Origin of the sequence: Streptomyces sp. NPDC005374, from assembly GCF_042872225.1 — a bacterium.
GTDB lineage: Bacteria > Actinomycetota > Actinomycetes > Streptomycetales > Streptomycetaceae > Streptomyces.
In genome coordinates, this window is sequence record NZ_JBIAKA010000002.1 from 621,067 (window position 1) to 644,223 (window position 23,157).

Consider the following 23,157-nt stretch of genomic DNA (forward strand, 5'->3'; position numbering starts at 1 on the left):
TCAGCGCTGCTCCGCGTACGGCGCGAGGATCAGCCGTACGGCCATCCGCAGGTCCGCCTCCACCCGCTGGACGGAGATCTCCTCGGTCTGGGCCGCCACGAACAGGCCCCACCAGCAGTAGATGAGCAGCCGTACCGTACTGCGGTCGTCCTCACCGGGTTCGTCGATGCCGAGCAGCCCGAGCATGGTCCGCCCGAGGTGGCTGCCGGCGATGTCGTAGCGGGTCGGGGCCGCGCTCGCGTACTCGGTGAAGGACGACAGGGCGACGGCCGAGGCGAGCAGTGGGTTGTCCAGGAGCTTCACGGTGAGCGCGATGAGTGTCTCGGCGATCTCCGTGACCCGGTCGGCCGGCGGGACGGTGGTGTCGCGGTGGCCCTCCAGGAACATCTCGATGTGCCATTCGAGGACCGCGGTGAACAGGTGCGTCTTGGACGGGAAGTAGCGGTACAGCGTGGCGATCGCGACGCCCGCTTCCTTCGACACGTCCAGCATCTGCACGCCGGCGAGGCCCTCACGTGCGGCGAGTTCGCCGGCGGCGCGGAGGATGGCCACCCTGCGGGCGTGCTGGCGGTGGGACACGGGTGCGGCGGGCTGCCTCGGTTCAGCGGTCCTCGCCACACCGTCCCCCAGGTCGTCGGCTGCTCCCACAGGCACTCAGGAGGCCTCGGGGCGGGTCAGGAACGCCAGGACCGCGCTCTCCCAGGCCGCCTTCTGCTCGATCATCGCCCAGTGCCCGCAGTCCGGCAGCACATGCAGCTCAGCCTTCGGGATGGTGCGCATCGGGAGCAGCGCGTTCTCCAGGGGAGTGACCCGGTCGTCCCGTCCCCACGTTAGCAGCGTGGGTGCGGCGACCTTGTGGAGTGCGGCCCAGATCGGCTGGTCCGACTGGGCCTGCGCGGCCACGATCGCGGCCATCGCGGCACGGCCGTAGATCCGGCGGGAGGCCTCCAGGGTGGCGGGGTCGGTGGCGCTCTCCCAGCGCTCCTCGATCAGTTCGTCGGTGAGGAGGGCCGGGTCGTGGACCATGGACCGCAGCCACTGGACGAGGTTGTCCCGGGTGGGGTTCTCGGCGAACTCCACGAGAAGGTTCAGGCCCTCGCTGGGCGCCGGGGTGAGGATGTTGCGGCCGACACCGCCGACGGTGACGATCCTTCGGAACAGGTCCTTGCGGGCGACGGCGAGGCCGATCGCGACGAAGCCGCCCATGGAGTTGCCGACGACGTCGACCTGCCCGAGGCCGAGGCCTTCGAGGAAGCGCAGCACCGCCTTCGGGGCCGCCGCCATGGGGTTCTCCGCGGTCGGATCGCTCACGCCGAAGCCGGGGAACTCCAGGGCCAGGCAACGGAAATGCTCGGCGAGCACGGGGAGGTTGCCGCGGTAGTTGCGCCAGCCGGTCACGCCCGGCCCCGATCCGTGCAGCAGCAGCAACGGCGGTCCGTCGCCCGCCTCGTGGTAGCGCAGGACGCCCTCGTCGGTCTCCAGCTCGCGCAGGGTGTCCTCGCGGGTGAGTGTCATGACTGTGCCCTCCGGTCGACAGGTGAGCCCCAGGTTTCCGTGGCCGGGCCGGTCGGCGGGCCGTCGGCTCCCGATCAGTGGGACGAGGCCGGGCGCCCGCCGTGACCGGCTGATTACCGTCGCCCCAGGCGCGGGACCGGGGGCCGCGCCGGCGGTTATGTGATCACTGTGATGGGAGAGACGGATGGGCGTTCGCTCGCTCGGATATCTGCGGCTGGAATCCACCGACCTGGAGAAATGGAGGCGTTTCGGCGGGGAGTTCCTCGGGCTGATGCCCGTGGAGGGCCCGTCGTCCGACGCGCTGTACTTCCGGATGGACAGCTACCCGGCCCGGATCGTGGTCGCGCCGGGCGCGCAGGACAGGATGACGGCGCTCGGCTTCGAGGTCCTCGACGAGCGGGAACTCGCGGGCCTGGTAGCCGCCGTCGAGAAGGCCGGCATCAAGGTGACGGCGGGCACCGAGGCCGAGGCGCAGGAGCGCCGGGTGGGCGGGTTCGTCCGCTTCAACGACCCGGGCGCCAACCCGGTCGAACTGTTCTACGGCCCGATCCTCGACCATGTGCCGGTCAGCACGCCGCTGGTGTCGGGCTTCGTCACCGGCGACATGGGCTTCGGGCACGCCATCATCTCGGCCGAGGACGCCCGGGGGACCTTCGACTTCTATGTGAACGTCCTCGGCTTCATCGAGCGCAACACGATGCGCTCCCCCGGCGGCACGACCTGGTTCATGGGCTGCAACCCCCGCCATCACACGCTCGGTGTCACGCCGATGCCGGGTCCCGGGCGGCTGCTGCACTTCATGGTCGAGGGCGCGGAGCTGGACGACGTGGGCCTCGCCCTCGACCGGGCGACGAAGGCCGAGATCCCGATGATGCACTCGCTCGGCAAGCACACCAACGACCACATGGTGTCCTTCTATGTGTGGTCGCCGGAGAACTACGCGGTCGAGTTCGGCTGGAACGGCCTGAAGGTCCCCGAGCCGGTGCCGGTCTACGAGATCACCGACGGCGCGTTCTGGGGCCACCACTTCTCGCCCCCGCCGATGCCGGCGAGCTGAGCCGACGGCCACCGACCCGCCCCGGTCGGTGGCCGTCGCCCGTACATCAGTGAAGGGTGATCGCCCGTTCGGGACAGGCGCGTTCGCCGTCGCGGGCCGCCTCCTGCCGTTCTGCGGGGATCTCGCCCTCGACGGGCAGGGCGTATCCGGCGTCGTCGAGACGGAAGAGCTCCGGGGCCGCCGCGGCGCAGCGCGCGTGCCCCGAGCATGTCGCCGGGTCAATGGTCATCTTCATGGAACTGCTCCGTCCTCACAGGTCGATCGGTCCGCAACTGCCCGTCTCCTACGGCTTGTTCGTCGACCCCGCGTCCACGGTGAACTGGAGGCCGGTGACGTACCGCGCCTCGTCCGAGGCCAGGAACAGGACGGCGTTGGAGACGTCCCGCGGTTCGACGTACGGGGCGAGGGGGTTCATCGCGGCGAGCTTGAACAGGGGTTCCCGCTCGGCGAGTTCCTCGACCGGCACACCCACGGTGATACCGGTGTCGCTGACGCCGGTGGGGTGGACGGTGTTCACCCGGATCCGGTGCGGGGCGAGTTCGTTGGAGAGGGCCTTCATCAGGCCGACGACGCCGTGCTTGCTGGCCACGTAGTGGGCGTACGGCACATGGCCGCGGATTCCGGCGGCGGAGCTGGTGATGACGACCGAGCCGCCCTCACCGGCCTCGATCATCCCGGGGACCGCCGCGCGCACGGTGTTCCAGGCGCCCTTGAGGTTGACGTCCATGACGACGTCCCAGGCCTCCTCGGACAGCTCCCAGGCGGCTCCGATGCTCATGACGCCGGCGTTGGCCACGACGATGTCGAGCCGGCCGAACTCCGAGGCCGCCGCGTCGACGGCGGCGCGGATCTCGGTCACCGAACGGACATCGGCCTGGACGGCGAGGCACCTTCGGCCCGTGGCCCTCACCAACTCGGCGGTCTCTTCGAGCTGTTCCTTCGTCGCGAGCCCGTAGGGCAGCTCGTCGCTGATGTCGTGGCAGACGTCGGTGACGACGACGTCCGCGCCCTCCTCCGCCAGACGTACGGCGTGGGAGCGGCCCTGACCGCGGGCGGCTCCGGTGATGAGTGCGGCCTTGCCCGCTACCCGCCCCATGTGCACCTCAGTTCTCCGGCTCGTCGGTCAGTTCCTCGGCGGCTTCACGCAGAGCTCTCAGGCGCGATGTGAGGAGGTCCCGCTCCGGCCCCTCCCCGGTCTCCCCGATCTCGGCGAGTCGCGCGTCGACCGCGGCGATCTCCTCCCGCAGCCTGCCGTACGCCTCGTCGCGTGTCAGCAGGTCGATGTCGGTCCAGTCCGAACGCTCGGACTCCGGGCGCCTGTTCACGCGGGGAGGTTGTAGAGGCGGCGGGCGTTGAGCTCCACCATCCGGTGGACCTCGTCGTCCGGTACGTCGGCGAGCACTTCGGCGGCGTAGGCGCGGCTCCTGGGCCAGTACGAGTCGGAGTGCGGGTAGTCGCACTCCCAGGTGATCTTGTCGACGCCCACGTGGTGGCGTATCTCCACGCCGAACCGGTCGTCGATGAAACAGCCGTGGAAGTGCTTGTCGAACAGCTCCGAGGGCCGCACGCTCTGGTTGACGTTCTGGTAGAAGCGGTGCCGCTCCCAGGTGCCGTCGCTGCGTTCCAGGAGGTAGGGGATCCAGCCGATGCCGCCCTCGGACAGCCCGATCTTCAGCCTGGGGTGCTTGTGGAGCAGCGGTGAGAAGAGCAGGTCGGCGGTGGCGAACATGGCGTTGCAGCCGAACAGGGCGATCGTCACCGCGAACGGGGCGTCCTCGGCCGTCTTCGGCGGCTTGCCGGAGGTGCCGAAGTGCAGGCACAGGGGCATGTCGGTCTCCTCGGCGGCCGTGAACACCGGGTCCCAGTGGTCGGTGTGGAAGGACGGCAGGCCGCGCGGGGCCGGGTTCTCCGGGAAGGAGATCGCCTTCGCGCCCTTGGCCGCGGTGCGGTGGATCTCCGCGACGCAGGCGGGCACGTCCCACAGGGGCAGGATGACGAGCGGGATGAGCCGGCCGGGTGCGGTGGCGCACCACTCGTCGAGGACGAAGTCGTTCCACGCCTGCACACACAGCAGGGCCAACGCCGGGTCCTTGCCCTCAAGGAACACATGGCCCGAGAACCCCGGGAACGACGGGAAGCACAGCGCCCCCCACACCCCGTCCAGGTCCATGTCGCGGATCCGGGCCTTGGGGTCGTAGCAGCCCGGGATCATCTCGTCGTAGCGGGTGGGTTCGAGACCGAACTCCTCGGGTTGCTTGCCCGCGACGGCGTTGAGGCCGATGTAGGGGTAGATCCGGTCCTCGTACGTCCACACCTCGGCGGGTGCCTCGCCCTCGCCCCTCGGCCGCTCGATGATCCGCGGCCCCGCCTCCCGGTACCTGGCCGGCAGCCGGTCCGACCACAGCCGGGGCGGCTCGATGAGGTGGTCGTCGGTCGACAGCAGTTTCATCCACGGCTGCAACGGCATCGTGGCGCTCCCTCGTCCGCTCGGCTCTGGCCCCCGGACTCTAGGACCGGCGTCCTATTGCGTGCACTGATCAGGTCCCACTGAGCGGGATCTTGCGCAGTTCCGCACCGTATCGGGGCTACTTTTCACAGCGCCTTGCCGACAGAAGGAGTCCCACGATGGGTCGAGTGGACAACAAGGTCGTCTTCATCACGGGAGCCGCGCGCGGACAGGGACGTGCCCATGCGCTGCGGCTCGCCTCGGAGGGCGCCGACATCATCGCCGTGGACCTGTGCGAGGACATCGCCTCCAACGGCTATCCGCTGGCCACACCGGACGACCTCGACGAGACGGTGCGCCAGGTGGAGAAGCTGGGCCGTCGGGTTATGGCCCGCCGGGCCGACGTACGGGACCGGGCCGCGCTCAAGGCCGCCGTGGACGAGGGGGTCGCCGAACTGGGGCGCCTGGACGCGGTGGTCGCCCAGGCGGGGATCGCCCCGCTGGGCCCCGACCGCGGGCCGCAGGCGTTCCTCGACGCCGTCACCGTCGACTTCCACGGTGTCGTGCACGCCGTCGAGGCCGCGCTGCCCCATCTTCCCGACGGCGCCTCGATCGTCGCTACCGGCTCGATCGCCGGGCTGATCCCGGCCACCACCGACAACCCGGCCAACGGGCCCGGCGGGCTGGGCTATTCGTTCGCGAAGCGCCAAGTCGCCTCGTTCGTGCACGACTTGGCGACGGTTCTCACCGCCCGGCGGATCCGGGTCAACGCGGTGCATCCCACGAACGTCAACACCGACATGCTCAACAGCGAGATCATGTACCAGTCGTTCCGGCCCGACCTGGAGAACCCGACCCGCGAGGACGCCCTGGCCTCGTTCCCGGCGACGACCGGATTCGGTATCCCCTATGTCGAGCCCGAGGACGTCGCCGAGACGGTGCTGTTCCTCGTCTCGGACGCGTCCCAGTACGTCACCGGGGTGCAGATGCGCGTGGACGCCGGCGGCTATGTGAAGCGGCGCCCGCAGCTGCCTGCCTTCTGACGCCCACCTTCTGGCACCTACCCTTCGAGGTCCAGGACGACCTTCCCTGTAGTGCGGCGCTCGGCCACGTCGGTCAGCGCCGCGGCGACGTCGGCCAGGGAGTGCACGCGGGAGACCAGCGGGCGCATTCCTCCGGCCACCAGCCGGGCCAGGACACGGTCGGCCTCGGCCACCGCGTCCGGGGCGTACTGGCGCACGGTGCGGATCTCGAAGCCCCGTACGACCAGGTCCTTGAGGAGAACGAGGTTCAGCGGAATGCGCGGGATCTCCCCGTCGGCGTAGCCGACCGTCACGAACCGGCCGCCCCGTCGCAGTCCGCGCAGGGCGGCCTCGGCGTACCGTCCGCCGACCGGGTCGATCACCAAGTGGGCGCCTCCATCGGTGAGTTCGCGGGTGCGGAGCTTGAGGTCCTCGCGGACGTAGTCCACGCCGGCCACGGCCCCGAGTTTGCGGGCCGTCGCGAGCCGTTCCTCACTGGAGGCGGCCGCGACGACGCGCAGGCCGAGCCGGGTCGCGAGGTCGACGGCGGCCGAGCCGACCCCTCCCGCAGCGCCCAGCACCACCGCCCATTCGCCTTCGGTGCCCTGCCCGACGGTCACCAGGGAGTGGTAGGCGGTCGCGTACGTCACGTGGAAGGCGGCGGCGTGCACCATGTCGAGGCCCTCGGGGACCTGGCGCAGGCTCGCCACGGGGACGACGACCTGCTCGGCGAAGGCTCCGGTGAGGGCCGCGCCGGCGACCGGCGAGCCGACCGGGGGGCCGTCCACTCCGGGGCCCAGGGCTTCCACGACTCCCGCGAACTCACTGCCCGGTGTGAAGGGCAGGGGCGCCGGGACCTGGTAGCGGTTCGCCACGAGCAGCACGTCGGGGAAGTTGACGGCGGCCGCGTGGACGCGGACCAGCACCTCGCCGGGGCCCGGCCGGGGGTCTTCGAGTTCGGTGACGGTGAGATCCGCGGGCGGCCCGTACCTCGTACAGCGAGCGGCTCTCATCGTGTCCTCTCCATCGTGGGGTCGCGCGGCAGGCCCAGCACCTGCTCGGCGATGGTGTTGCGCTGGATCTCGGCCGTACCGGCGCCGATGGTGGAGGCCCGGGTGCGCAGGAACCCCCAGACCCAGCGCCCGCGTTGGACGGCGTGCGGGTCGTGGCGGCCGAGGATGCCGTAGGGCCCCAGCAGGTCCAGGGCGAACTCGTGCAGGTCCTGTTCGAACGTCACGATGAACAGCCGCGAGGTCGAGGAGGCCGGACCGGGCTCGCCTTTGGCGATGATGTCGGCGATGGTGCGCATCCCGGTCAGACGCATGATCCGCACCCGGGTCTCGAAGTCCGCGAGCCGGTCGCGCACCAGCGGGTCCGCCGTCGCCCCGCGCTCCCGGGCGAGCTCGATCAGCTCGTCCAGCACGCGGCGGTACAGGGCGGCCTGGTTCATCGCCCCGGCGGCACGTTCGTGTCCGAGGCTCGTGCGGACCAGGGGCCAGCCGCCGTTCTCCTCGCCGATGCGGTCGGCGACCGGGACGCGGACGTCGTCGAAGAAGATCTCGCAGAAGCGGGCGTCGCCGGTGAGGTCGCGCAGGGGCCGTACGGTGACGCCCGGGGCGTGCGCGTCGACGAGGAGGTAGCTGATGCCCTCCTGGCGGGAGCCGGGCGGGCCGGTGCGGACCAGGGTGTAGAGGATGTCGGCGATGTCGGCCGAACTGTTCCACACCTTCTGGCCGTTGACGACGTACTCGGTGCCCTCGCGGCGGGCGGTGGTGCGCAGGGCGGGGAGGTCGGAGCCTGCCTCGGGTTCGGAGTAGCCCTGGGCCCACACCGAGTCGCCGCGGAGCATCGGGCGCAGGAGGCGTTCCTTCTGCTCGTCGGTGCCGTACGTGATGATCGTGGGGGCGGCGATGCCGAGTCCGGTGCCGAGCGGTCCCGGGACCCTGGCCTTCGCGTACTCCTCCTGGTAGATCACCTGGCGGGCGAAGGGGAGGTCCATGCCGCCGTACGCGCGCGGCCAGCCGGGGCCTGCGTATCCGGCGTCGTACAGGGTGGCCAGCCATTTCCTCTGCCAGGCGAGGCGTTCGACGGAGTCCTTGGGGCGGCGGCCGGGGTGCCGGCCCCTCAGGAAGGCCCGCAGGTCGGCGCGGAAGTCGTCGTCGGTCATCGCGGGGCCATGCGGATGGCGCCGTCGAGGCGGACGGTCTGGCCGTTGAGGTACGGGTTCTCCAGCATCTCCACGGCCAGGCGGGCGAAGTCGTCGGGGTCGCCGAGGCGCTTGGGGTGGGGCACGGACGCGGCGAGGCCCTCGCGGATGTCCTCGCGGAGGCGGCCGAGCATCGGGGTGTCCATGATGCCGGGGGCGATGGTGTTCACCCGGATGTGCCAACTGGCCAGGTCGCGGGCGGCGACGAGGGTCATGCCGTGTACGCCCGCCTTGGCAGCGGTGTAGGAGGTCTGGCCTATCTGTCCGTCGAAGGCGGCGACCGAGGCGGTGAGGACCACGGCTCCCCGGTCGCCGTCGACGACCTCGTTGCCGGAGAGACGGGCGGCGGCCAGGCGCAGCACGTTGTAGGTGCCGACGAGGTTGACCCGCACGACCTCGGCGAACGAGGCGAGTTCACCGGGGTTGCGGTCGCGGTCGATGATCCGGGTGCGGTCGCCGCCGCGGCCCGCGCAGTGCACGACCGCCCGCAGGGTGCCCAACTCCTGTGCGGCGTCCAGGGCTTCGGCGACCGCGGTCTCGTCGGTGACGTCGGCGCGGACGAACCGGGCCCGGTCGCCGAGGTCGGCGAGAGCCTTGACGCCCTGCTCCTCGGAGATGTCGGCGATGACGACGCGGCCGCCGCGGTCGATGACCCGGCGGGCGGTGGCCAGGCCGAGCCCGGAGGCGCCGCCGGTGACCAGTGCCGAGGAACCGTCGATGTGCATGAACACTCCTCACAGTCCGAGGGACTTGCTGATGATGGTCTTCATGACCTCGCTGGTGCCGCCGTAGATACGGGTCACGCGAGCGTCGGCGTAGAGCCGGGCGATCGGCGATTCGAGGATGTAGCCGTAGCCGCCGTGCAGTTGGAGACAGCGGTCGACCACACGGCCCTGGGTCTCGGTGCAGAACAGCTTGGTCCTGGCCGCGTCCACGGGATCCAGGCCGCCCGCGACATGCGCGGTGACCGCCGCGTCCAGCAGGCACTGCGCCGCTTCCAGCTCCGTCGACATGGAGGCGAGTTCGAACTTCGTGTTCTGGAAGTCGGACAGCGCCTTGCCGAATATGCGCCGGTCACGCACGTAGGCCACGGTCAGGTCGATCGCCGCCCTCGTCTGGGCGACCGCGCCGACCGCGATGGCCAGTCGCTCCTGGGCGAGGTTGCGGCCCAGGTGGGAGAAGGCCTCGCCCTCCTCGCCGAGGAGGTTGGCGGCGGGGACGCGGACGTCGGCGAAGGAGAGTTCGACCGTGTCCTGGGTGGCGAGGCCGATCTTCTCCAGCCTGCGGCCGACGGTGAACCCGGGCATGTCCCGCTCGACGACGAGCAGGGACAGGCCCTTGCGCCGGTTGCCCGGATCGGTGCCGGTGCGGGCCACGACGATCACCAGGTCCGCGTGGTGGCCGCCGGTGATGAAGGTCTTCGCCCCGTCGAGCACGTAGTGGTCGCCGTCGCGGACCGCGCGGGTCGCGACGCCTGCCAGGTCGGAGCCCGTGCCCGGCTCGCTCATCGCGATCGCGGTGTACAGCTCGCCCGAGGCGAGACCGGGGAACCAGCGGGCCCGCTGCTCGGCGTTGGCCAGCCCGGTGAAGTACGGGACGACGACGTCGAGATGGGTGCGCAGGCCGCCCAGGGTCACGATCGCGCGGGCGCACTCCTCCTGGATGACGACGTTGAAGCGGTAGTCGTCCTGGCCGCCTCCGCCGTACTCCTCGGGGACGGCCGTGCCGATGATGCCCAACTCGCCCAGGGCGGTGAAGAGTTCGCGGGGGACGAGTCCGGCCTGCCGCCACTTCTCGTAGGCCGGGACCACTTCGCGGGTGAGGAAGTCGCGGACCAGGAGGCGGAAGTCCTCGTGGGTCTCTTCGAACAGGGTCCGGCGCATCGGATCTCCTTCAATTCGACCCGATTGAGTATACGCAATCACCCTTCCTTGAACACCGCTACCGGAACGTGATCAGTGCCACCAGGGAATGAGTGCATCCAAATGACGTCGCATCCGGTGCCTGGCAAGCCCGGCGTCGCCTTCCAGGATCGCGTCGAGGATGCGCTGGTGGATGTGCTGGACCTCTGCCGCGGCGGTGTCTCCGGGCAGTGGCTGGTCATGACCGGCGGCGTGCTTGCGGAACAGCTCCGTGATGATGGCGAGGAACAGCGACAGGACCGGGTTGCGGGCCAGTTCGGCCAGCTCGGTGTGGAACAGGTCGGCCTTGCGCGGGTCTTCGGCCGGCCCCTCCGTGGGCCGGCGCACCGCCCGCGCGAGCCGCTCGGCGACCTCGTCGAAGGCGCCGTCCTCCGCCTGCCGGGCGGTGACCCGGGCGACGACGCCGAGTTCGACGGCGTTGCGGACGATCCTGAGGTCGTCGGCCGTGACGCCCTGGTACTCCAGGAAGAGCGCCATGGTGTCGACGCTGGCCTGCGGTTCGGGGGCGGCGACGATCAGGCCGCCGCCGGGGCCGCGGCGCATCCGGGCCACCGAGTGGTACTCCAGCAGCCTGACCGCCTCCCGCAGGACGGCGCGGCTGATGCCGTAGCGGGCGAGGAGATCACCCTCCGAGCCGAGTACCTGGCCGACCTGCCAGCCGCGCGCGGCGATGTCCTCGTGGATGCGGGCGGCGACCACCTCGGCGAGCTTGGCCCGCGGGCCCTCGACGAGTTCGGGCTCGACCACGTTCCCCGCGATCCGCGGCCCGCGTCGCACCCGGTGCTTCTCGATCCAGGCGGCCACCGACTCCAGATGCGCGGCCAGTTCCGTCTGCGCGCGGGCGCCGTCACCGGCGATCACGGCGTCCACGACGGCCCGATGGGCCCGGTGGGAGGTCTCCTTGGCCGAGTGCGTGTCCGCCTTGGAGATCCGGCGGGAGGTGTGCGCGTAGCGCGCGGTGAGACGGGTGAGGACATCGACGAAGAGGTGCAGGACCGGGTTGCCCGACAGCTGCCCGAGCACCGGGTGCAGCGGGTCCTGGGAGTGGACGCCGGGCTCGTCCCGGTGGACGCGCTCCTCGGCGAGCGTGGCGCGGAGGGTGCCGATGCCGTCCTCGGTGATGCGGTCCGCGGCGAGGCCCGCGGCGATCGGCTCCAGCAGGAGACGGGCGTGCAGCAGGTCGGTGACGCTGGTTCCGACGTACTCCAGGTAGATCACCATGGCCCGGGTCGCGGGGCCCGCGTCGGGCGCGGACACGAACAGACCGCCGCCCGGGCCGCGACGCATCTTCGCGACCTGGTGGTGCTCGACCAGCCGGACCGCCTCACGCAGCACCGCACGGCTGACCCCGAAGCGCTCGCGCAGGTCCACCTCGGAGCCGAGCGACTCACCGACCGGCCAGCCGCGGCGGATCACGTCCGCCTCGATGCGCTGGGCGATCTGCGCGGCCAGGGTGCCGACCCGTTCGTCGGCGGGCTCTGGGTCGGCGGCGGTCGCCATGGGCGGGCTCCTCGGGCGCGGGGACAGGGCTGCGGGCGCTCAGTCTAGTTTGCCGGGACGATCACCGGCCGCTGTCCTGAGAGTGCACTCATTATGGCTGTTCTCCCCGTACTCACCCCTACCGCGCGCCGAACAGGGCCCTTTACAGTGACCTCAACAGGGTTTCTGATCTCTGCTGACGAGGAGCGGACCGCTATGCGTCTGGAGTCCAGTCCGGAGCTCGACGCGTTCCGGAACAAGGTGCGGGCCTTCGTCGCGGAGCACGCTCCCGGCGTCAAACGGCATGCGGGCGTACGCGCGCCCGATCCGGAGCTGATGCCGGCGATCCGGGAGTGGACCGCGAAGCTGTACGAGGCGGGGTTCCTCGGCATCAACTGGCCCGCGGAGTACGGCGGTCGGCCCGACGCGCATCCGCTGGAGCCGTTCGTCGTCGCCGAGGAGCTGGCCCGGGCCCGGACCTGGCCGCCGGTGGGCGCGGCCTCGCTGGCGTCGGCGGCGCTCATCGAGTTCGGCACGACGGAGCAGCGGGCGCGATTCCTTCCCCGTATCCGCACGTGCGAGGACGTGTGGTGCCAGTTGTTCAGTGAGCCGGAGGCGGGGAGCGACCTGGCCTCGCTGCAGACCCGCGCACGACGTGCGGGTGACGTCTTCGTCGTGGACGGCCAGAAAGTGTGGACGACCAACGGGCAGCACGCCGACATGGGGTATCTGCTGGCGCGGACCGACCCGGACGCGCCGCGGCACAAGGGGATCACGGCGTTCGCGGTGGACATGTGCAGCCCGGGGGTGCAGGTGCGGCCCCTGCGGGAGATCACGGGGACGACCGACTTCAACGAGGTCTTCCTCGACGGTGTCCGGGTCCCGGCCGGGAACGTGATCGGTGCGGTGGACGACGGCTGGCGGGTGGCGATGAGCAGCCTCGGGCACGAGCGGTCCGGGGTCGCCGCACGGGGCGTCGAGTCGGTCGCCGTGCTCGACGAACTGCTGGAGCTCGCCGGGGAGAGGGCGACCGACGAGGTCGGTGAACTGGCCGCGCGCGTCCACGTGAACACGGCGATGATCGCGCTCGCGCAGTCCCGGATGCAGGCCGGGACGGAAGGGGCCGCCGACGCCCTGCTCGGCAAGATCTTCTTCAGTGAACTCAACCATGACCTGGTGGAGTTCGGCCTGGGCCTCCAGGGCACCGACGGGCTGCTCGTCGAGGGTGACCCGGAGGCCGTGGCGCAGGGGTGGTGGCAGGACGCGTATCTGTACGCGCGGGCGTTCACCATCGCGGGCGGGGCGAACGAGATCCTGCGGACCCAGGTGGCGGAGAGGGGGCTCGGACTGCCCCGGGACCCCCGCCGGTGAACGACTCAGTCCAGCAGTTCCATGATCGTCGCGTTGGCCGTGCCGCCGCCCTCGCACATCGTCTGCAGGCCGTACCGCAGGTGCTGCCTGCGCATTCGGGCCAGCATGCGTGTCATCAGGATGGCCCCCGAGCCCCCGAGCGGATGCCCCACGGCTATCGCGCCGCCCAGGGGGTTCAGGCGCTCCGGGTCGGCGCCCGTCTCGGCCAGCCACGCCAACGGCACCGGTGCGAAAGCCTCGTTGACCTCGAAGACGCCGATGTCGTCGATGGACAGCCCCGCCCTGCGCAGCACCTTCTCCGTCGCAGGGATCGGGCCCGTGAGCATCATGATCGGGTCCGCGCCGCTCACCGCTCCCGAGTGGTAGCGGGCGATCGGGGTCAGGCCCAGTTCGCGGGCGCGCTCCGAGGTCGTGATCAGAAGGGCGGCCGCGCCGTCCGAGATCTGGGAGGAGTTCCCCGCGTGGATCACGCCGTCCTCCTTGAACGACGTCCTGAGGCCGGCCAGCGTCTCGGGCGAGGTGCCCCGCCTCAGCCCTTCGTCGACGGCGAACTTCGTGCCGTCGGCCTCGACCGGGACGATGTGGTCGTCGAAGACGCCTTCGTCGATCGCGGCGGCGGCCTTGGCATGTGAGGCGGACGCGAACTCGTCGAGTTGCCGACGGCTCAACCCCCAGCGTTCGGCGATGAGTTCGGCGCCGACGCCCTGACTGAACTCGAAGCCGTCGTAGCGGTCCAGGACCGCGGGGCCGTACGGCATGCCCGTCGTGCGGTGGGAGCCGAGCGGGACCCTGGTCATGGTCTCCACTCCCCCGGCCACCACGAGGTCGTACTGGCCCGCCATGACGGCGTGCGCGGCGGAGTCGACCGCCTGTTGACTGGAGCCGCACGCACGGTTGACGGTCACGCCGGGGACGTGTTCGGGCCAGCCGGCCGCCAGGACGGCGAACCGTGCGATGTTGCTGGACTGATCGCCGATCTGGGTCACGCACCCCCACACCACGTCGTCCACGGCTCCGGGGTCCATGCCGGTGCGCCGCTCCAGCGCGCGGAGCACCTCGGCGGACAGATCGGCCGCGTGGACCGAGGCCAGCGAGCCGTTGCGCTTGCCGATCGGAGTGCGTACGGCGTCGACGACGACGGCGTCCCTCATGTGCGGATCCTCTCCTGCGGTCGGTCGGTCTGTACGGCGGCGCCGGTGTGGAGGAGTCGGTCGACGCCGTCCACGCCCCAGTCCCGGAACACCGCACAGGTGTCGGCGCCGACGGCGGGTGCGGTGGGGCCGGGCCGGGTGGGTGTTTCCGAGAACCGTGGGGCCGGGGCGGGCTGTACGACGTCTTCGCGGGTGAACAGGCTTGCGCGTGCGACGAGTTGGGGATGGGCTGCCGCTTCCGTCAGGCTCAGGACCGGGGCGACGCAGGCGTCGGTCCCCTCGAACAGGGTCGCCCACTCGTCGCGGGTGCGTTCCGCGAACCGTTCCGTGAGCCGACGGCGCAGTTCCGGCCAGGCGCCTCGGTCGTGCTGGGCGGCCGGGTCCACGTCCAGGCCGAGCAGGTCGATCAGGCTCCGGTAGAACTTCGGTTCCAGGGCGCCCACCGCGACATGCCGGCCGTCCCGGGTCCCGTAGACGGCGTAGAACGGCCAGCCGCCGTCGAACCGGTTGACGCCCCGCTCGTCGCTCCACTCGCCGCGGCCGAGCTTGGCGAAGGTGCTGGCGAGCAGGTGGGTGGTGCCGTCGACGATGGCCGCGTCGACGACCTGGCCCCGCCCGCTGCGGTCCACGGCGTGCAGTGCGGCGAGGACGCCGATGACCAGGTAGCAGCCGCCGCCCCCGAAGTCGCCGACGAGGTTGAGCGGGATCTGCGGGGGGCCGCCGGCCTCCCCGATCGCGCCGAGCGCCCCGGTGACGGCGATGTAGGTGAGGTCGTGTCCGGCCGCTGCGGCGAGGGGTCCGTCCTGGCCCCAGCCGGTCATACGCCCGTACACCAGGCGGGGGTTGCGGGCGAGACATGCGTGCGGGCCGATGCCGAGCCGTTCGGTGACTCCGGGACGGAAGCCCTCGATCAGTACGTCGGCCCGCTCGACGAGGTCGAGGAGTGCGGCGGTGGCGGACGGGAGCTTGAGGTCCAGGACCACCGACCGCTTTCCCCGGTCGAGGACGGCGGCGGGGCCGCCCGCGTCGGACTCGGCCCCGCGCCCGGGCCGGTCCACGCGGACCACTTCGGCCCCGAGGTCGGCGAGGAACATCCCGGCGAAGGGGCCGGGCCCGAGCCCGCCGAGTTCGAGGACCCGGCAGCCGGCCAACGGGCCCAGCGCCCGGGGTGCGGCCGTCCCGCTCACCGTCCCTTCCACACCGGCGGGCGCTTCTCCGCGAAGGCCGCGGCGCCCTCACGCGCGTCCTGTGACCGGAAGACCGGCTCGGCGATCTCGAACTGCTTGGCCCAGCCCTCCTCCAGGGTCCAGTCGGCGGTGGAGCGGGCGATCTGCTTGGTGGCGGCGACGGCGAGCGGCCCGTTGGCCGCGATCACCGAGGCGAGTTCCAGGGCGCCTTCCAGCGCGCCGCCCGTCTCCGTGAGCCGGTTGACCAGGCCGACCTCGGCCGCGCGTACGGCGTCGATCGGTTCGCCGGTCAGGAGGAGTTCCAGGGCGAGGGCGAAGGGGACCTTGCGGGGCAGTTGCAGTGCCGCGCCCGCGCGGGCGACCAGTGACCGCTTCACCTCCGGTACGCCCAGCCGTGCCGTGCGGGCGGCGACGACGAGGTCGCAGGCCAGCAGCAGTTCGAATCCGCCGGCCAGGGCCCAGCCCTCGACGGCGGCGATGAGCGGCTTGCGGGGCGGTGTGATGCTGATGCCGCACAGCCCCCGGCCCTCGATCGCGGGGGTCTCTCCCTTCAGCCACGCCTTCAGGTCCATCCCCGCCGAGAAGGTGTCACCCGCCCCGGTGAGGACGCCGACGCGCAACTCGTCCGACTCGTCCAGTTCGTCGACCGCGGCCGCCACTCCGGCGGCCACCCCCGCGTCCAGCGCGTTCTTGACCGACGGGCGGTTGATCGTGATGACCTGGACCGCTCCCCGGCGCTGCACGAGTACCTCGTCCGACACGTTGCCTCCTTGCTGTTCAGTGGCCGGTCACGGTGAACCGGGCCAGTTCGTGGGCGACCATGCCCGCCAGATCCGCGGCGGGCGGCGCCGGCAGTGCCACGGGCCGGTCACGGGTCGGCAGGAGTACGACGGCCGTGCCGGGGGTGGTGATCTCGCCCCGCTGGTTCTCGCAGCGCATCTCGATGTGCACCTCGGCGCGTCCGTCGACCTGTCTCTTGTCGACGACCGTGCCGCGCACCCAGGTGGTGTCGCCGAGGTAGTTGAACCTGTGGTGCTCACAGCGCAGTTGCCACAGCCAGCCGTCGTCTCCGATCCAGTCGGTGAGCAGATGACACAGCCAGGTCTCGCGCATGCCGCCGTAGTCGTACGGGTTGGGCAGCCCCAACTCCCGTGCCCGTTCCGGCTCCCAGTGCAGGCGCTGCACGGTGTCGGGGATGCCCAGCGGATTCGGCGGGTACAACCCCGGCGCCTTGCGGCGCACTCGGGCGGCGATGCCGAAGACCCCGGGCGGGGTGAGCTGCATGCCCCAGCCGAGATGCCAGACCACCACGTCCGTGACGGTCAACGGCCCCTTAACGCGGGGCTGCAGCTCCTGCCCGACCTCGACGTCCTCCCAGTACCGGGGCTCGGCACCGCGCCGGGTCTCGGCGGCGTAGGCCGCGTCGATGTCGGCCAACTCAGCGGCGGTGTAAGGCTGTTGCGTCAGTACTTCCTTGGCCCGCCGCTTCGACGTGTCGCGTTCGGCGTTGATCCAGGTGCCTCGCCGTACGGCGTGCGGTGCGCCTTCGCCGTTCGTGTAGAGGTAGTCCTTGACGACATGGGCCGTACGTCCGCCGAAGCGGCTCTGCTTGGTCCGCACGCCCACCTGGGTCTCCAACACCCGGCAGCGATCGCCCAGTTGAAGGGGACGCCACCACTCGAACTCCATCACGGCCTGATAGGAGCCCAGTCCGGCGAACGGATCGCCCTTCAGCAGGGCCTTCGTGCCGGCGTCCGGTGCCGGAGCCGCGTCCTCGCCCATGGTGTAGAGAAAGGTCGGCGGTGCCACGAGGGAGCCCCAACGGGACTTCGCCGCGTGGCCGGGGTCGCAGTAGAGCGGGTTGTCGTCGCCGTAGCCGAACGCGAAGTGCCGTACGCCGTCCCAGGTGACCTCGTGGTTGTGCGGCGGGTTGCGCTGGGGCACGGGGATGCCCAGGCGGCGCCGGGAGCGTTCTAGCGCCTCGTCGGTCAGCCGGCCGAACTGCTCGGCGGTGCTGGTCATCCCGCGTTCTCCTCCAGGGTTTCGGCCCGCACGATCTCCAGCAGTTCCATACGACTCACCTTGCTCGACGGCGTTCGGGGCAGCGCTTCGAGTACGACGACGTGGACGGGCACCTCGTACGGCAGGAGCTGTGCCCGGCACAGGGCGAGGAGTTCGGCGACGTCCGGTGGGGTACGGCCCGGTTCGGCCTCCACCGCCGCCACCGGCACCTCGCCCAGCCGCGGGTCCGGCAGTGCCGCCACGGCCGCCTCCCGCACGGCCGGGTGCGTCTCCAGCACCCGTTTGACGGACTCCGGCTGCACCTTGAAGCCGCCGCGGATGATGGCGTCGTCGGCACGGCCCTCGATCCACACGAAACCCTCGGCGTCGATCCGGGCCAGATCGCTGGTGCGGGTCCATCTCCGGCCACCCTGGGTGCTCTGTTCGGTACGGACCTCCAGGCGTCCGGTGCGGCCGGGCGGGAGCGCGGTGCCGTCGTCGCCGGTCACCCGCAGTTCGACACCGGGGAAGGCCCGTCCGGCGCTGCCCGCCTTGCGTCCCCACCACTTCTCGTGCAGCGGCAGCGTCCAGCCGGCGACCGCTCCGGCGAACTCGGTGGCGCCGTAGGTCATCAGGACGGGAACGCCGTAGCGCCGGAAGAACGCGTCGGCGAGTTCCGCCGGGCAGGGGGCGGTTCCGGAGGTGACCACCTGAAGGCTGGCCAGCCGTTCGGCGGGGACGTCGGCGTCGAGCACGGCGCGGATCGCGGCGGGGACCAGGTTCGCGGCGCGCAGCCGGTGGCGTTCCACGGCGTCGGTCCAGGGTTCGACCGCGAACCTGGGCAGCAGGAGCATGCGCCGGCCGGTGGCGAGACAGGCCAGCGCCCGCCACAGTCCGCCGATGTGCACGAGCGGCGCGGAGACCAGCGAGGCCGAACCGGACAGCAGACGACCGGACTTGGGGCTCTGGCCGCCGGCGGCGAGCGCCTGGTCGAGTTGTCCGTCGCGCAGGTGGATCCGTTTGGGCGGCCCGGTGGTGCCGGAGGTGAGCATCTCGACGGCGGTACCGGGGTTGGCGGTCGCCTCGGACCCAGGAGTGCCGGTGAGTCGTACCGTGCCGTCGCCGCCCAGTTCCAGGGTCGCTCCGTGGGCCGCGACGGCGGCGGACACGCCGTCCCGCGCGAGGGGTTCGGGGCCCGCGACGACGACCGGGAGCACGCAGCGGTTGATGTCGGCCGCGAGCCGCGCGGCGGGTTGCAGCGGGCCGAGCATCACCAGGCAGCGCCCGGAGGCGATCACCGCGACGACCGCGGCGATGTGTTCGGGCCGGTTCTCCAGTACGACACCCACCCGCGCGCCTGGCGGCAGGGCCAGGTCGTCCAAGGCGTCGAGGACCTGCCGCGCGGTCTTCTGTACGTCGCCCCAGGTCCACCAGGCCCCGTCGTGCTCGATCGCCTCGGTCTCGGCGGGCGCCTCGGCCAGCAGCCGGGTCAGGCGGTCGCGGATTCCCACAGGTTCGGCCCCTCGGGTGGTCGTCATCGGATCCCGACCAGGGCGGCCAGCCGGGCCCGGTGTGCCACGGGAGAGCCGAGCAGGTGCTCGCTCGACTTCGCGCGCTTCAGGTACAGGTGCGCGTCGTGCTCCCACGTGCAGCCGATGCCCCCGTGGATCTGGATGTTCTGCTTGGCCGTGTGGCTGAAGGCCTCCGCGCAGTACGCGGCCGCGATCGCCGCCGGCACCGACAGCCCGGCCGGGTTCTCCGCGGCCACATCGAGGGCGTGGTACGCGGCCGAGCGGGCGCCCTCCACCTCCAGCAGCATGTCGGCGCACTTGTGCTTGATCGCCTGGAACGACCCGATCGGCCTGCCGAACTGCACCCTGGTCTTCGCGTACGCCACGGCGGCGTCCAGACAGGCCTGTGCCCCGCCCACCTGTTCGGCGGCGAGCGCCACGACGGCGAGGTCGGTCACCGTGCGCAGGAACAGCGAGGCGTCGCCGTCCGGTCCGACCCGCAGCGCCGGGGCGCCGTCGAGGTCGATCCGGGCCAGGCGCCGGGTCGGGTCGAGGGTGTCGAGCCGGATGCGGGTCACACCGGAGGCGGTGCCGTCGACGGCGAACAGTGCGGGTCCCGTGCCGTCCCCGGCCACGACCAGCAGCAGGTCGGCGGTGTGGCCGTCGATCACGAACATCTTGGTGCCGGACAGGGTCCAGCCTCCCGGGTCGCGTACGGCCGATGCCTCGACGTCCTCCGTCCGCCACGATCCGCTCTCCTCGGCCAGCGCCAGCGTCGCCGTCAGCGAACCGTCGGCGATGGCGGGCAGCCAGCGGGCCCTGGCCGTCTCGTCACCGCTGGCCGCGAGGGCCTGCCCGGCGAGGGCCACGGTCGCGAAGTACGGCGAGGGCAGCAGGGACCGCCCCAACTCCTCCAGTACGACGCCCAGTTCGACGGGTCCGCCGCCGGAGCCGCCGTACTCCTCGGGCAACGCCAGGCCCTGCAGTCCGAGTTGGCCGGCCATCTGCCGCCAGACGGCCGGGTCATGGCCCTCCTCGGACTCCGTCCAGCGGCGCACCTCCCCGCTCGGCGCCTTGTCCGTCAGGAAACGCCGTAGCGTGGACCGGAGTTCGTCCTGGTCCTCGGTGAGCGTGAGTGCCACCTGGTTCCTCCACGATCGGGGCTCAGCGGGGCGTCTTGGACCGCAGGTAGGCGGCGAAGTCCGGGATCCTTGCCCGGTCGACGATCTCGATCCGTACGCCCGAGGGGTCGAGCAGGTAGGCGAAGACCGACGGGGCGTCACCGTCGACTACAGCGCACGCCTCCATCGCGAACCCGGCCTTCTCGAGCCGCTCGGCCGTCGCGGGGACGTCGTCGCAGAAGTAGCCCAGGTGGTGTGCCGCCGTGCGCGGCGGTGCCGTCCAGGGCGTGCCCGGGATCTCCTGCACGAGTTCGATGTGCGGGGCGTCGAGGGAGTACGCGTAGCGCAGGGGCAGCACGCGGTCGCCGTCGGCGAGGCGGACCGGCAGGTCGGCGGCCATCGTCTCGGTCCAGCGGTAGCCGGCGATCGCGGTGAGCGCGGACTTCGACGCCTCCAGATCCGGCACCACGATGCCGGTGTGGTAGAGGTCCGCCGCGCACAGTGGGCCGGCAGTGGCCGTGTTGCCGGCGCCGCTCACCATTCGAGCCGCAGCTGCTTGATGCCGTACATGTTGCCGTGCTGCTCCAGTTCCTGGCCGGGCGCGATCCGGTACTCGGGGATGCGCCGGTGCCATTCCTCGACGGCCACGTTCAGTTCGAGGCGGGCGAGGTGTGAGCCCAGGCAGCGGTGGGGGCCCGAGCCGAAGGCGACGTGGTTGGTGGTCGTGCGGTGCGGGTCCACTTCCAGGGGGTTCTCGAAGCGTTCGGGGTCGCGGTTGGTGACGGCGAGCGGCAGCATGACCATCTCCCCGGCCCTGACCGGGCAGCCGCCGATCTCGACGTCCCTGGTCGCCTTCCTGGCCGGCACGACGAACGAGTAGACGCGCAGGATCTCCTCCACGCTGGTCGCGATGAGGGAGGGGTCGGCGACGATCGCCTCGCGCAGGTCCGGGTGGGCGGCGAAATGGTAGAGGGCCCAGCCGATCGAGATGGGGACGGTGTCGAAGCCGGCCTGGAACATCAGGATGCAGAAGGCGTGCAGGTCCCGGTCGTCGATCGGCTCACCGTCGATCCGCCAGGTCATCGCACGCGACAGCAGGTCGTCCCGGGGTGTCTCGCGGCGCAGGGCGATCTGTTCCTCGAAGTAGTCCGACACGGCGTTCATGGCGGCCATCTGCCGGGCTGCGTCGGGGTCCTCGCCGTGGGAGAGGTGCAGCAGCTCGTGCACCCAGTGCAGGAAGGTGGGCAGGTCGTTCTCGGGCAGGCCCATCAGCCGCATGAAGATCACCGTGGGGAACCGGCGGGCGAACTCGTCGAGGACGTCCGCGGTTCCGTCGTCCTTGATCCGGTCGATCATCTCCCCCGCGACCTGACGGACCTCGTCCTCCCGGGCCGCCACGGCGCTCGGTGAGAAGTCCTTGCCCAGTAGGCGCCGCCACGCGTTGTGCAGGGGCGGGTCCAGCATCTCGGGGATCCACAGGAACCGCGGGTTCGGTTCCAGGACGGTCACCGACGTGTTGGAGAAGGTCCGCCAGTCCTGCAGCGCCTCCTGCACGGCGGGGCCGTCGGTGACGACCCAGAAGCCGCGGGCCATGGTGCTGCGGAAGCCGGAGTGGCTGCGCGCCCACGCGTCCCAGCGGTCGTGGTGGCTGAGGACCGGGCCGCCGAGGCGGTTGTCGAAGTGGTACGCGGGCACGCCTTCGTGGGTGCCGTCCGGTTCGAGGGTCGTGCTCATCGCGGTCCTCTCCTTCGGTGGCCGAGTTCAGCTGACAGCGCCGTCGATCTTGAGTGCCAGGAGTTCCTCCTGGGTGATTCCGAGCGACAGCAGGACCTCGTCGGTGTGCTCCGCGAACTGCGGCGCACGGGTCAGCGTCACCGGCGTCTCGTCGAACTGCACGGGACTGGCGACCAGTTCACGGTCGACTCCGTCGGCGTCCACGACCGACGCGATGAGTCCGTTGGCACGCAGCGAGGGGTCCTGCCCCACTTCCCACGCGTCCTGTACGGCCGCCCACTGCCCGTCCCCCCGGGAGAGGATCTCCGTCCACTCGTCGAAGGAGCGGCCCGCGAGGATCTCGGCGACGATCGCGGCGGCCTCGGCCGCGTTCGCCATCAGCTTCTCGGTGCTGTCGAACCGTTCGTCCGCGGCCAGTTCCTCGCGACCTGCCAGTTTGCAGAACTCCGCCCAGTACCGGCCCGGTTGCAGCATCGACAGTTCGATCCACCGTCGGTCCAAGGTGCGGTAGGCGCCGATGAGCGGGTTGGTGACGGAGCCGTACCTCGGCGGTGTCCGCACCGGCAGTGGACCGCCGCTCATGAGCGCCATGTTCACCGAGAACTGGGTGGCCCAGGCGCCGACGCCGAGCAACGAGACGTCCACGACGGAGGGTTGACCCGTCATCGCGCGTGAGTAGAGGGCGGCGGCGATGCCCCCGGCGATGGTCATGCCGCCCATCGCGTCGCCGTAGGCGCCGGCCGGCATGCGGGTCATGCGGTCCGCGCCGGGTGTCGTGACTCCGGCGGCGCTGCCTCCTCGCGCCCAGAACGCCGTGCTGTCGTAGCCGCCCTTGTCGGCCTCGGCACCGCGGGCTCCGAAGCCGCTGCCGCGGACGTAGACGATGTCCGGGTTGACCGCGCGTACGTCCTCGACGTCGATGCGGAGCTTGGCCCGCGCCTCGGGCAGGAAGTTGGTGAGGAACACGTCGCTGGTGCGGATCAGTTCGTCGAGGACCTTCCGGGCGCCGGGCCTCTCCAGAGCGAGTCCGACGCTGCGTTTGCCGCGGTTGGGGCCCTCCATGGTCGGGAAGAAGGACGAGCCCTCACTGATGGCCGCGTAGCCGAGTACGCGGACCAACCCGCGCTGGGCGTCGCCCCGTTCGGCATGCTCGATCTTGATCACCTCGGCTCCCCAGTCGGCGAGCACGGCGCCGGCCGCCGGGACGAAGGTGAACTGCGCGACTTCGAGAACGCGCACACCGTCCATCGGGTTCCGCATCTGACTCGCTCCTCCTGGCGTCGACTCGTCGAGGGGATTCGCCGCTCCAGACTGACCGCGCCGTCTCCGGGGCGAGCTGGTGCGCCCGCTCAGTGGGACCGCACGGTCGGGCGGTGGCGCGGGGCGGCGATCGTCGACCTCGTGCGTCTGCGGCAAGCGTAGGCGGCGCACGGT

Annotated in this window: 23 protein-coding genes; 3 read left to right on the plus strand and 20 right to left on the minus strand. The window is 71.3% G+C overall.

The window, feature by feature from the left end; translation table 11 throughout:
• Both ACFYRX_RS08330 and ACFYRX_RS08335 read right to left on the minus strand, forming a co-directional pair.
• Nucleotides 1–552, minus strand: a complete 552-nt coding sequence (locus tag ACFYRX_RS08330) for a TetR/AcrR family transcriptional regulator (RefSeq protein ID WP_389097527.1) — start codon at nucleotides 550–552, stop codon at nucleotides 1–3.
• Between the two features lie 102 nt (nucleotides 553–654).
• A complete protein-coding gene (locus ACFYRX_RS08335; protein ID WP_389097528.1) occupies nucleotides 655–1,515 on the minus strand; it encodes an alpha/beta fold hydrolase in 861 nt (286 codons plus the stop codon).
• A gap of 184 nt (nucleotides 1,516–1,699) precedes the next feature.
• Between ACFYRX_RS08335 and ACFYRX_RS08340 the strand changes: the two genes are divergently transcribed.
• Nucleotides 1,700–2,572 (plus strand): VOC family protein, encoded by an 873-nt coding sequence (locus tag ACFYRX_RS08340; RefSeq protein ID WP_389097529.1) that lies wholly within the window; start codon nucleotides 1,700–1,702, stop codon nucleotides 2,570–2,572.
• A 46-nt stretch (nucleotides 2,573–2,618) separates the two neighbouring features.
• Here ACFYRX_RS08340 and ACFYRX_RS08345 read toward each other — a convergent pair whose 3' ends face one another.
• From ACFYRX_RS08345 to ACFYRX_RS08360, 4 genes are read right to left on the minus strand one after another with little or no spacing between them, the layout of a single operon-like run.
• Nucleotides 2,619–2,807, minus strand: coding sequence for a ferredoxin (locus ACFYRX_RS08345; protein ID WP_389097530.1), 189 nt, complete (start codon nucleotides 2,805–2,807; stop codon nucleotides 2,619–2,621).
• 48 nt (nucleotides 2,808–2,855) lie between these two features.
• Nucleotides 2,856–3,668 (minus strand): mycofactocin-coupled SDR family oxidoreductase, encoded by an 813-nt coding sequence (locus ACFYRX_RS08350; protein WP_389097531.1) that lies wholly within the window; start codon nucleotides 3,666–3,668, stop codon nucleotides 2,856–2,858.
• 7 nt (nucleotides 3,669–3,675) lie between these two features.
• On the minus strand, nucleotides 3,676–3,897 hold the full coding sequence (locus tag ACFYRX_RS08355; protein ID WP_389097532.1) for a hypothetical protein: 222 nt from the start codon (nucleotides 3,895–3,897) through the stop codon (nucleotides 3,676–3,678).
• Nucleotides 3,894–5,039: an amidohydrolase family protein gene (locus ACFYRX_RS08360; protein WP_389097533.1), complete on the minus strand. Its 1,146-nt coding sequence runs from the start codon at nucleotides 5,037–5,039 to the stop codon at nucleotides 3,894–3,896. Before ACFYRX_RS08360 ends, ACFYRX_RS08355 begins: the two co-directional genes overlap by 4 nt.
• 158 nt (nucleotides 5,040–5,197) lie before the next feature.
• Here ACFYRX_RS08360 and ACFYRX_RS08365 point away from each other — a divergent pair, with 158 nt between their 5' ends.
• On the plus strand, nucleotides 5,198–6,061 hold the full coding sequence (locus ACFYRX_RS08365) for a mycofactocin-coupled SDR family oxidoreductase (RefSeq protein WP_389097534.1): 864 nt from the start codon (nucleotides 5,198–5,200) through the stop codon (nucleotides 6,059–6,061).
• A 17-nt stretch (nucleotides 6,062–6,078) separates the two neighbouring features.
• On the opposite strand, the gene ACFYRX_RS08370 is transcribed toward ACFYRX_RS08365, so the two are convergent.
• The 5 genes from ACFYRX_RS08370 to ACFYRX_RS08390 all read right to left on the minus strand — a co-directional run bounded on the left by ACFYRX_RS08370 (nucleotide 6,079) and on the right by ACFYRX_RS08390 (nucleotide 11,668).
• Nucleotides 6,079–7,053, minus strand: coding sequence for an NADPH:quinone oxidoreductase family protein (locus ACFYRX_RS08370; protein ID WP_389097535.1), 975 nt, complete (start codon nucleotides 7,051–7,053; stop codon nucleotides 6,079–6,081).
• Entirely contained in the window at nucleotides 7,050–8,207 is a 1,158-nt protein-coding gene (locus tag ACFYRX_RS08375) for an acyl-CoA dehydrogenase family protein (protein ID WP_389097536.1), read from the minus strand. The genes ACFYRX_RS08370 and ACFYRX_RS08375 overlap by 4 nt, the downstream gene beginning before the upstream one ends.
• The gene (locus tag ACFYRX_RS08380; RefSeq protein WP_389097537.1) at nucleotides 8,204–8,971 is read right to left on the minus strand and encodes an SDR family NAD(P)-dependent oxidoreductase; all 768 of its coding nucleotides are present in this window, start codon (nucleotides 8,969–8,971) and stop codon (nucleotides 8,204–8,206) included. Before ACFYRX_RS08380 ends, ACFYRX_RS08375 begins: the two co-directional genes overlap by 4 nt.
• Nucleotides 8,972–8,980: 9 nt before the next feature.
• On the minus strand, nucleotides 8,981–10,129 hold the full coding sequence (locus ACFYRX_RS08385; RefSeq protein ID WP_389097538.1) for an acyl-CoA dehydrogenase family protein: 1,149 nt from the start codon (nucleotides 10,127–10,129) through the stop codon (nucleotides 8,981–8,983).
• A gap of 72 nt (nucleotides 10,130–10,201) precedes the next feature.
• The gene (locus tag ACFYRX_RS08390; RefSeq protein WP_389097539.1) at nucleotides 10,202–11,668 is read right to left on the minus strand and encodes a FadR/GntR family transcriptional regulator; all 1,467 of its coding nucleotides are present in this window, start codon (nucleotides 11,666–11,668) and stop codon (nucleotides 10,202–10,204) included.
• 195 nt (nucleotides 11,669–11,863) lie between these two features.
• Here ACFYRX_RS08390 and ACFYRX_RS08395 point away from each other — a divergent pair, with 195 nt between their 5' ends.
• Nucleotides 11,864–13,018 carry an acyl-CoA dehydrogenase family protein gene (locus ACFYRX_RS08395; protein ID WP_389097540.1) on the plus strand — a complete coding sequence of 385 codons (1,155 nt, stop codon included), beginning with the start codon at nucleotides 11,864–11,866 and terminating at the stop codon, nucleotides 13,016–13,018.
• Nucleotides 13,019–13,023: 5 nt separating this feature from the next.
• On the opposite strand, the gene ACFYRX_RS08400 is transcribed toward ACFYRX_RS08395, so the two are convergent.
• Genes ACFYRX_RS08400 through ACFYRX_RS08440 form a run of 9 tightly spaced genes read right to left on the minus strand, consistent with a single transcriptional unit; the run spans nucleotide 13,024 to nucleotide 22,983 of the window.
• A complete protein-coding gene (locus ACFYRX_RS08400) occupies nucleotides 13,024–14,169 on the minus strand; it encodes a thiolase family protein (RefSeq protein WP_389097541.1) in 1,146 nt (381 codons plus the stop codon).
• The gene (locus ACFYRX_RS08405; protein WP_389097542.1) at nucleotides 14,166–15,356 is read right to left on the minus strand and encodes a CaiB/BaiF CoA transferase family protein; all 1,191 of its coding nucleotides are present in this window, start codon (nucleotides 15,354–15,356) and stop codon (nucleotides 14,166–14,168) included. Before ACFYRX_RS08405 ends, ACFYRX_RS08400 begins: the two co-directional genes overlap by 4 nt.
• Nucleotides 15,353–16,117, minus strand: coding sequence for a crotonase/enoyl-CoA hydratase family protein (locus tag ACFYRX_RS08410; RefSeq protein ID WP_389097543.1), 765 nt, complete (start codon nucleotides 16,115–16,117; stop codon nucleotides 15,353–15,355). The genes ACFYRX_RS08405 and ACFYRX_RS08410 overlap by 4 nt, the downstream gene beginning before the upstream one ends.
• Before the next feature lie 16 nt (nucleotides 16,118–16,133).
• Nucleotides 16,134–17,378 carry a MaoC family dehydratase N-terminal domain-containing protein gene (locus ACFYRX_RS08415; RefSeq protein ID WP_389097544.1) on the minus strand — a complete coding sequence of 415 codons (1,245 nt, stop codon included), beginning with the start codon at nucleotides 17,376–17,378 and terminating at the stop codon, nucleotides 16,134–16,136.
• Complete coding sequence (locus ACFYRX_RS08420) at nucleotides 17,375–18,868, minus strand: class I adenylate-forming enzyme family protein (RefSeq protein WP_389097545.1); 1,494 nt, start codon at nucleotides 18,866–18,868, stop codon at nucleotides 17,375–17,377. The genes ACFYRX_RS08415 and ACFYRX_RS08420 overlap by 4 nt, the downstream gene beginning before the upstream one ends.
• 23 nt (nucleotides 18,869–18,891) lie before the next feature.
• On the minus strand, nucleotides 18,892–20,010 hold the full coding sequence (locus tag ACFYRX_RS08425) for an acyl-CoA dehydrogenase family protein (protein ID WP_389097546.1): 1,119 nt from the start codon (nucleotides 20,008–20,010) through the stop codon (nucleotides 18,892–18,894).
• A 22-nt stretch (nucleotides 20,011–20,032) separates the two neighbouring features.
• The gene (locus tag ACFYRX_RS08430) at nucleotides 20,033–20,530 is read right to left on the minus strand and encodes a VOC family protein (protein ID WP_389097547.1); all 498 of its coding nucleotides are present in this window, start codon (nucleotides 20,528–20,530) and stop codon (nucleotides 20,033–20,035) included.
• Complete coding sequence (locus ACFYRX_RS08435; protein ID WP_389097548.1) at nucleotides 20,524–21,723, minus strand: cytochrome P450; 1,200 nt, start codon at nucleotides 21,721–21,723, stop codon at nucleotides 20,524–20,526. Before ACFYRX_RS08435 ends, ACFYRX_RS08430 begins: the two co-directional genes overlap by 7 nt.
• A 27-nt stretch (nucleotides 21,724–21,750) precedes the next feature.
• On the minus strand, nucleotides 21,751–22,983 hold the full coding sequence (locus ACFYRX_RS08440; protein ID WP_389097549.1) for a CaiB/BaiF CoA transferase family protein: 1,233 nt from the start codon (nucleotides 22,981–22,983) through the stop codon (nucleotides 21,751–21,753).
• Nucleotides 22,984–23,157: the final 174 nt, after the last annotated feature.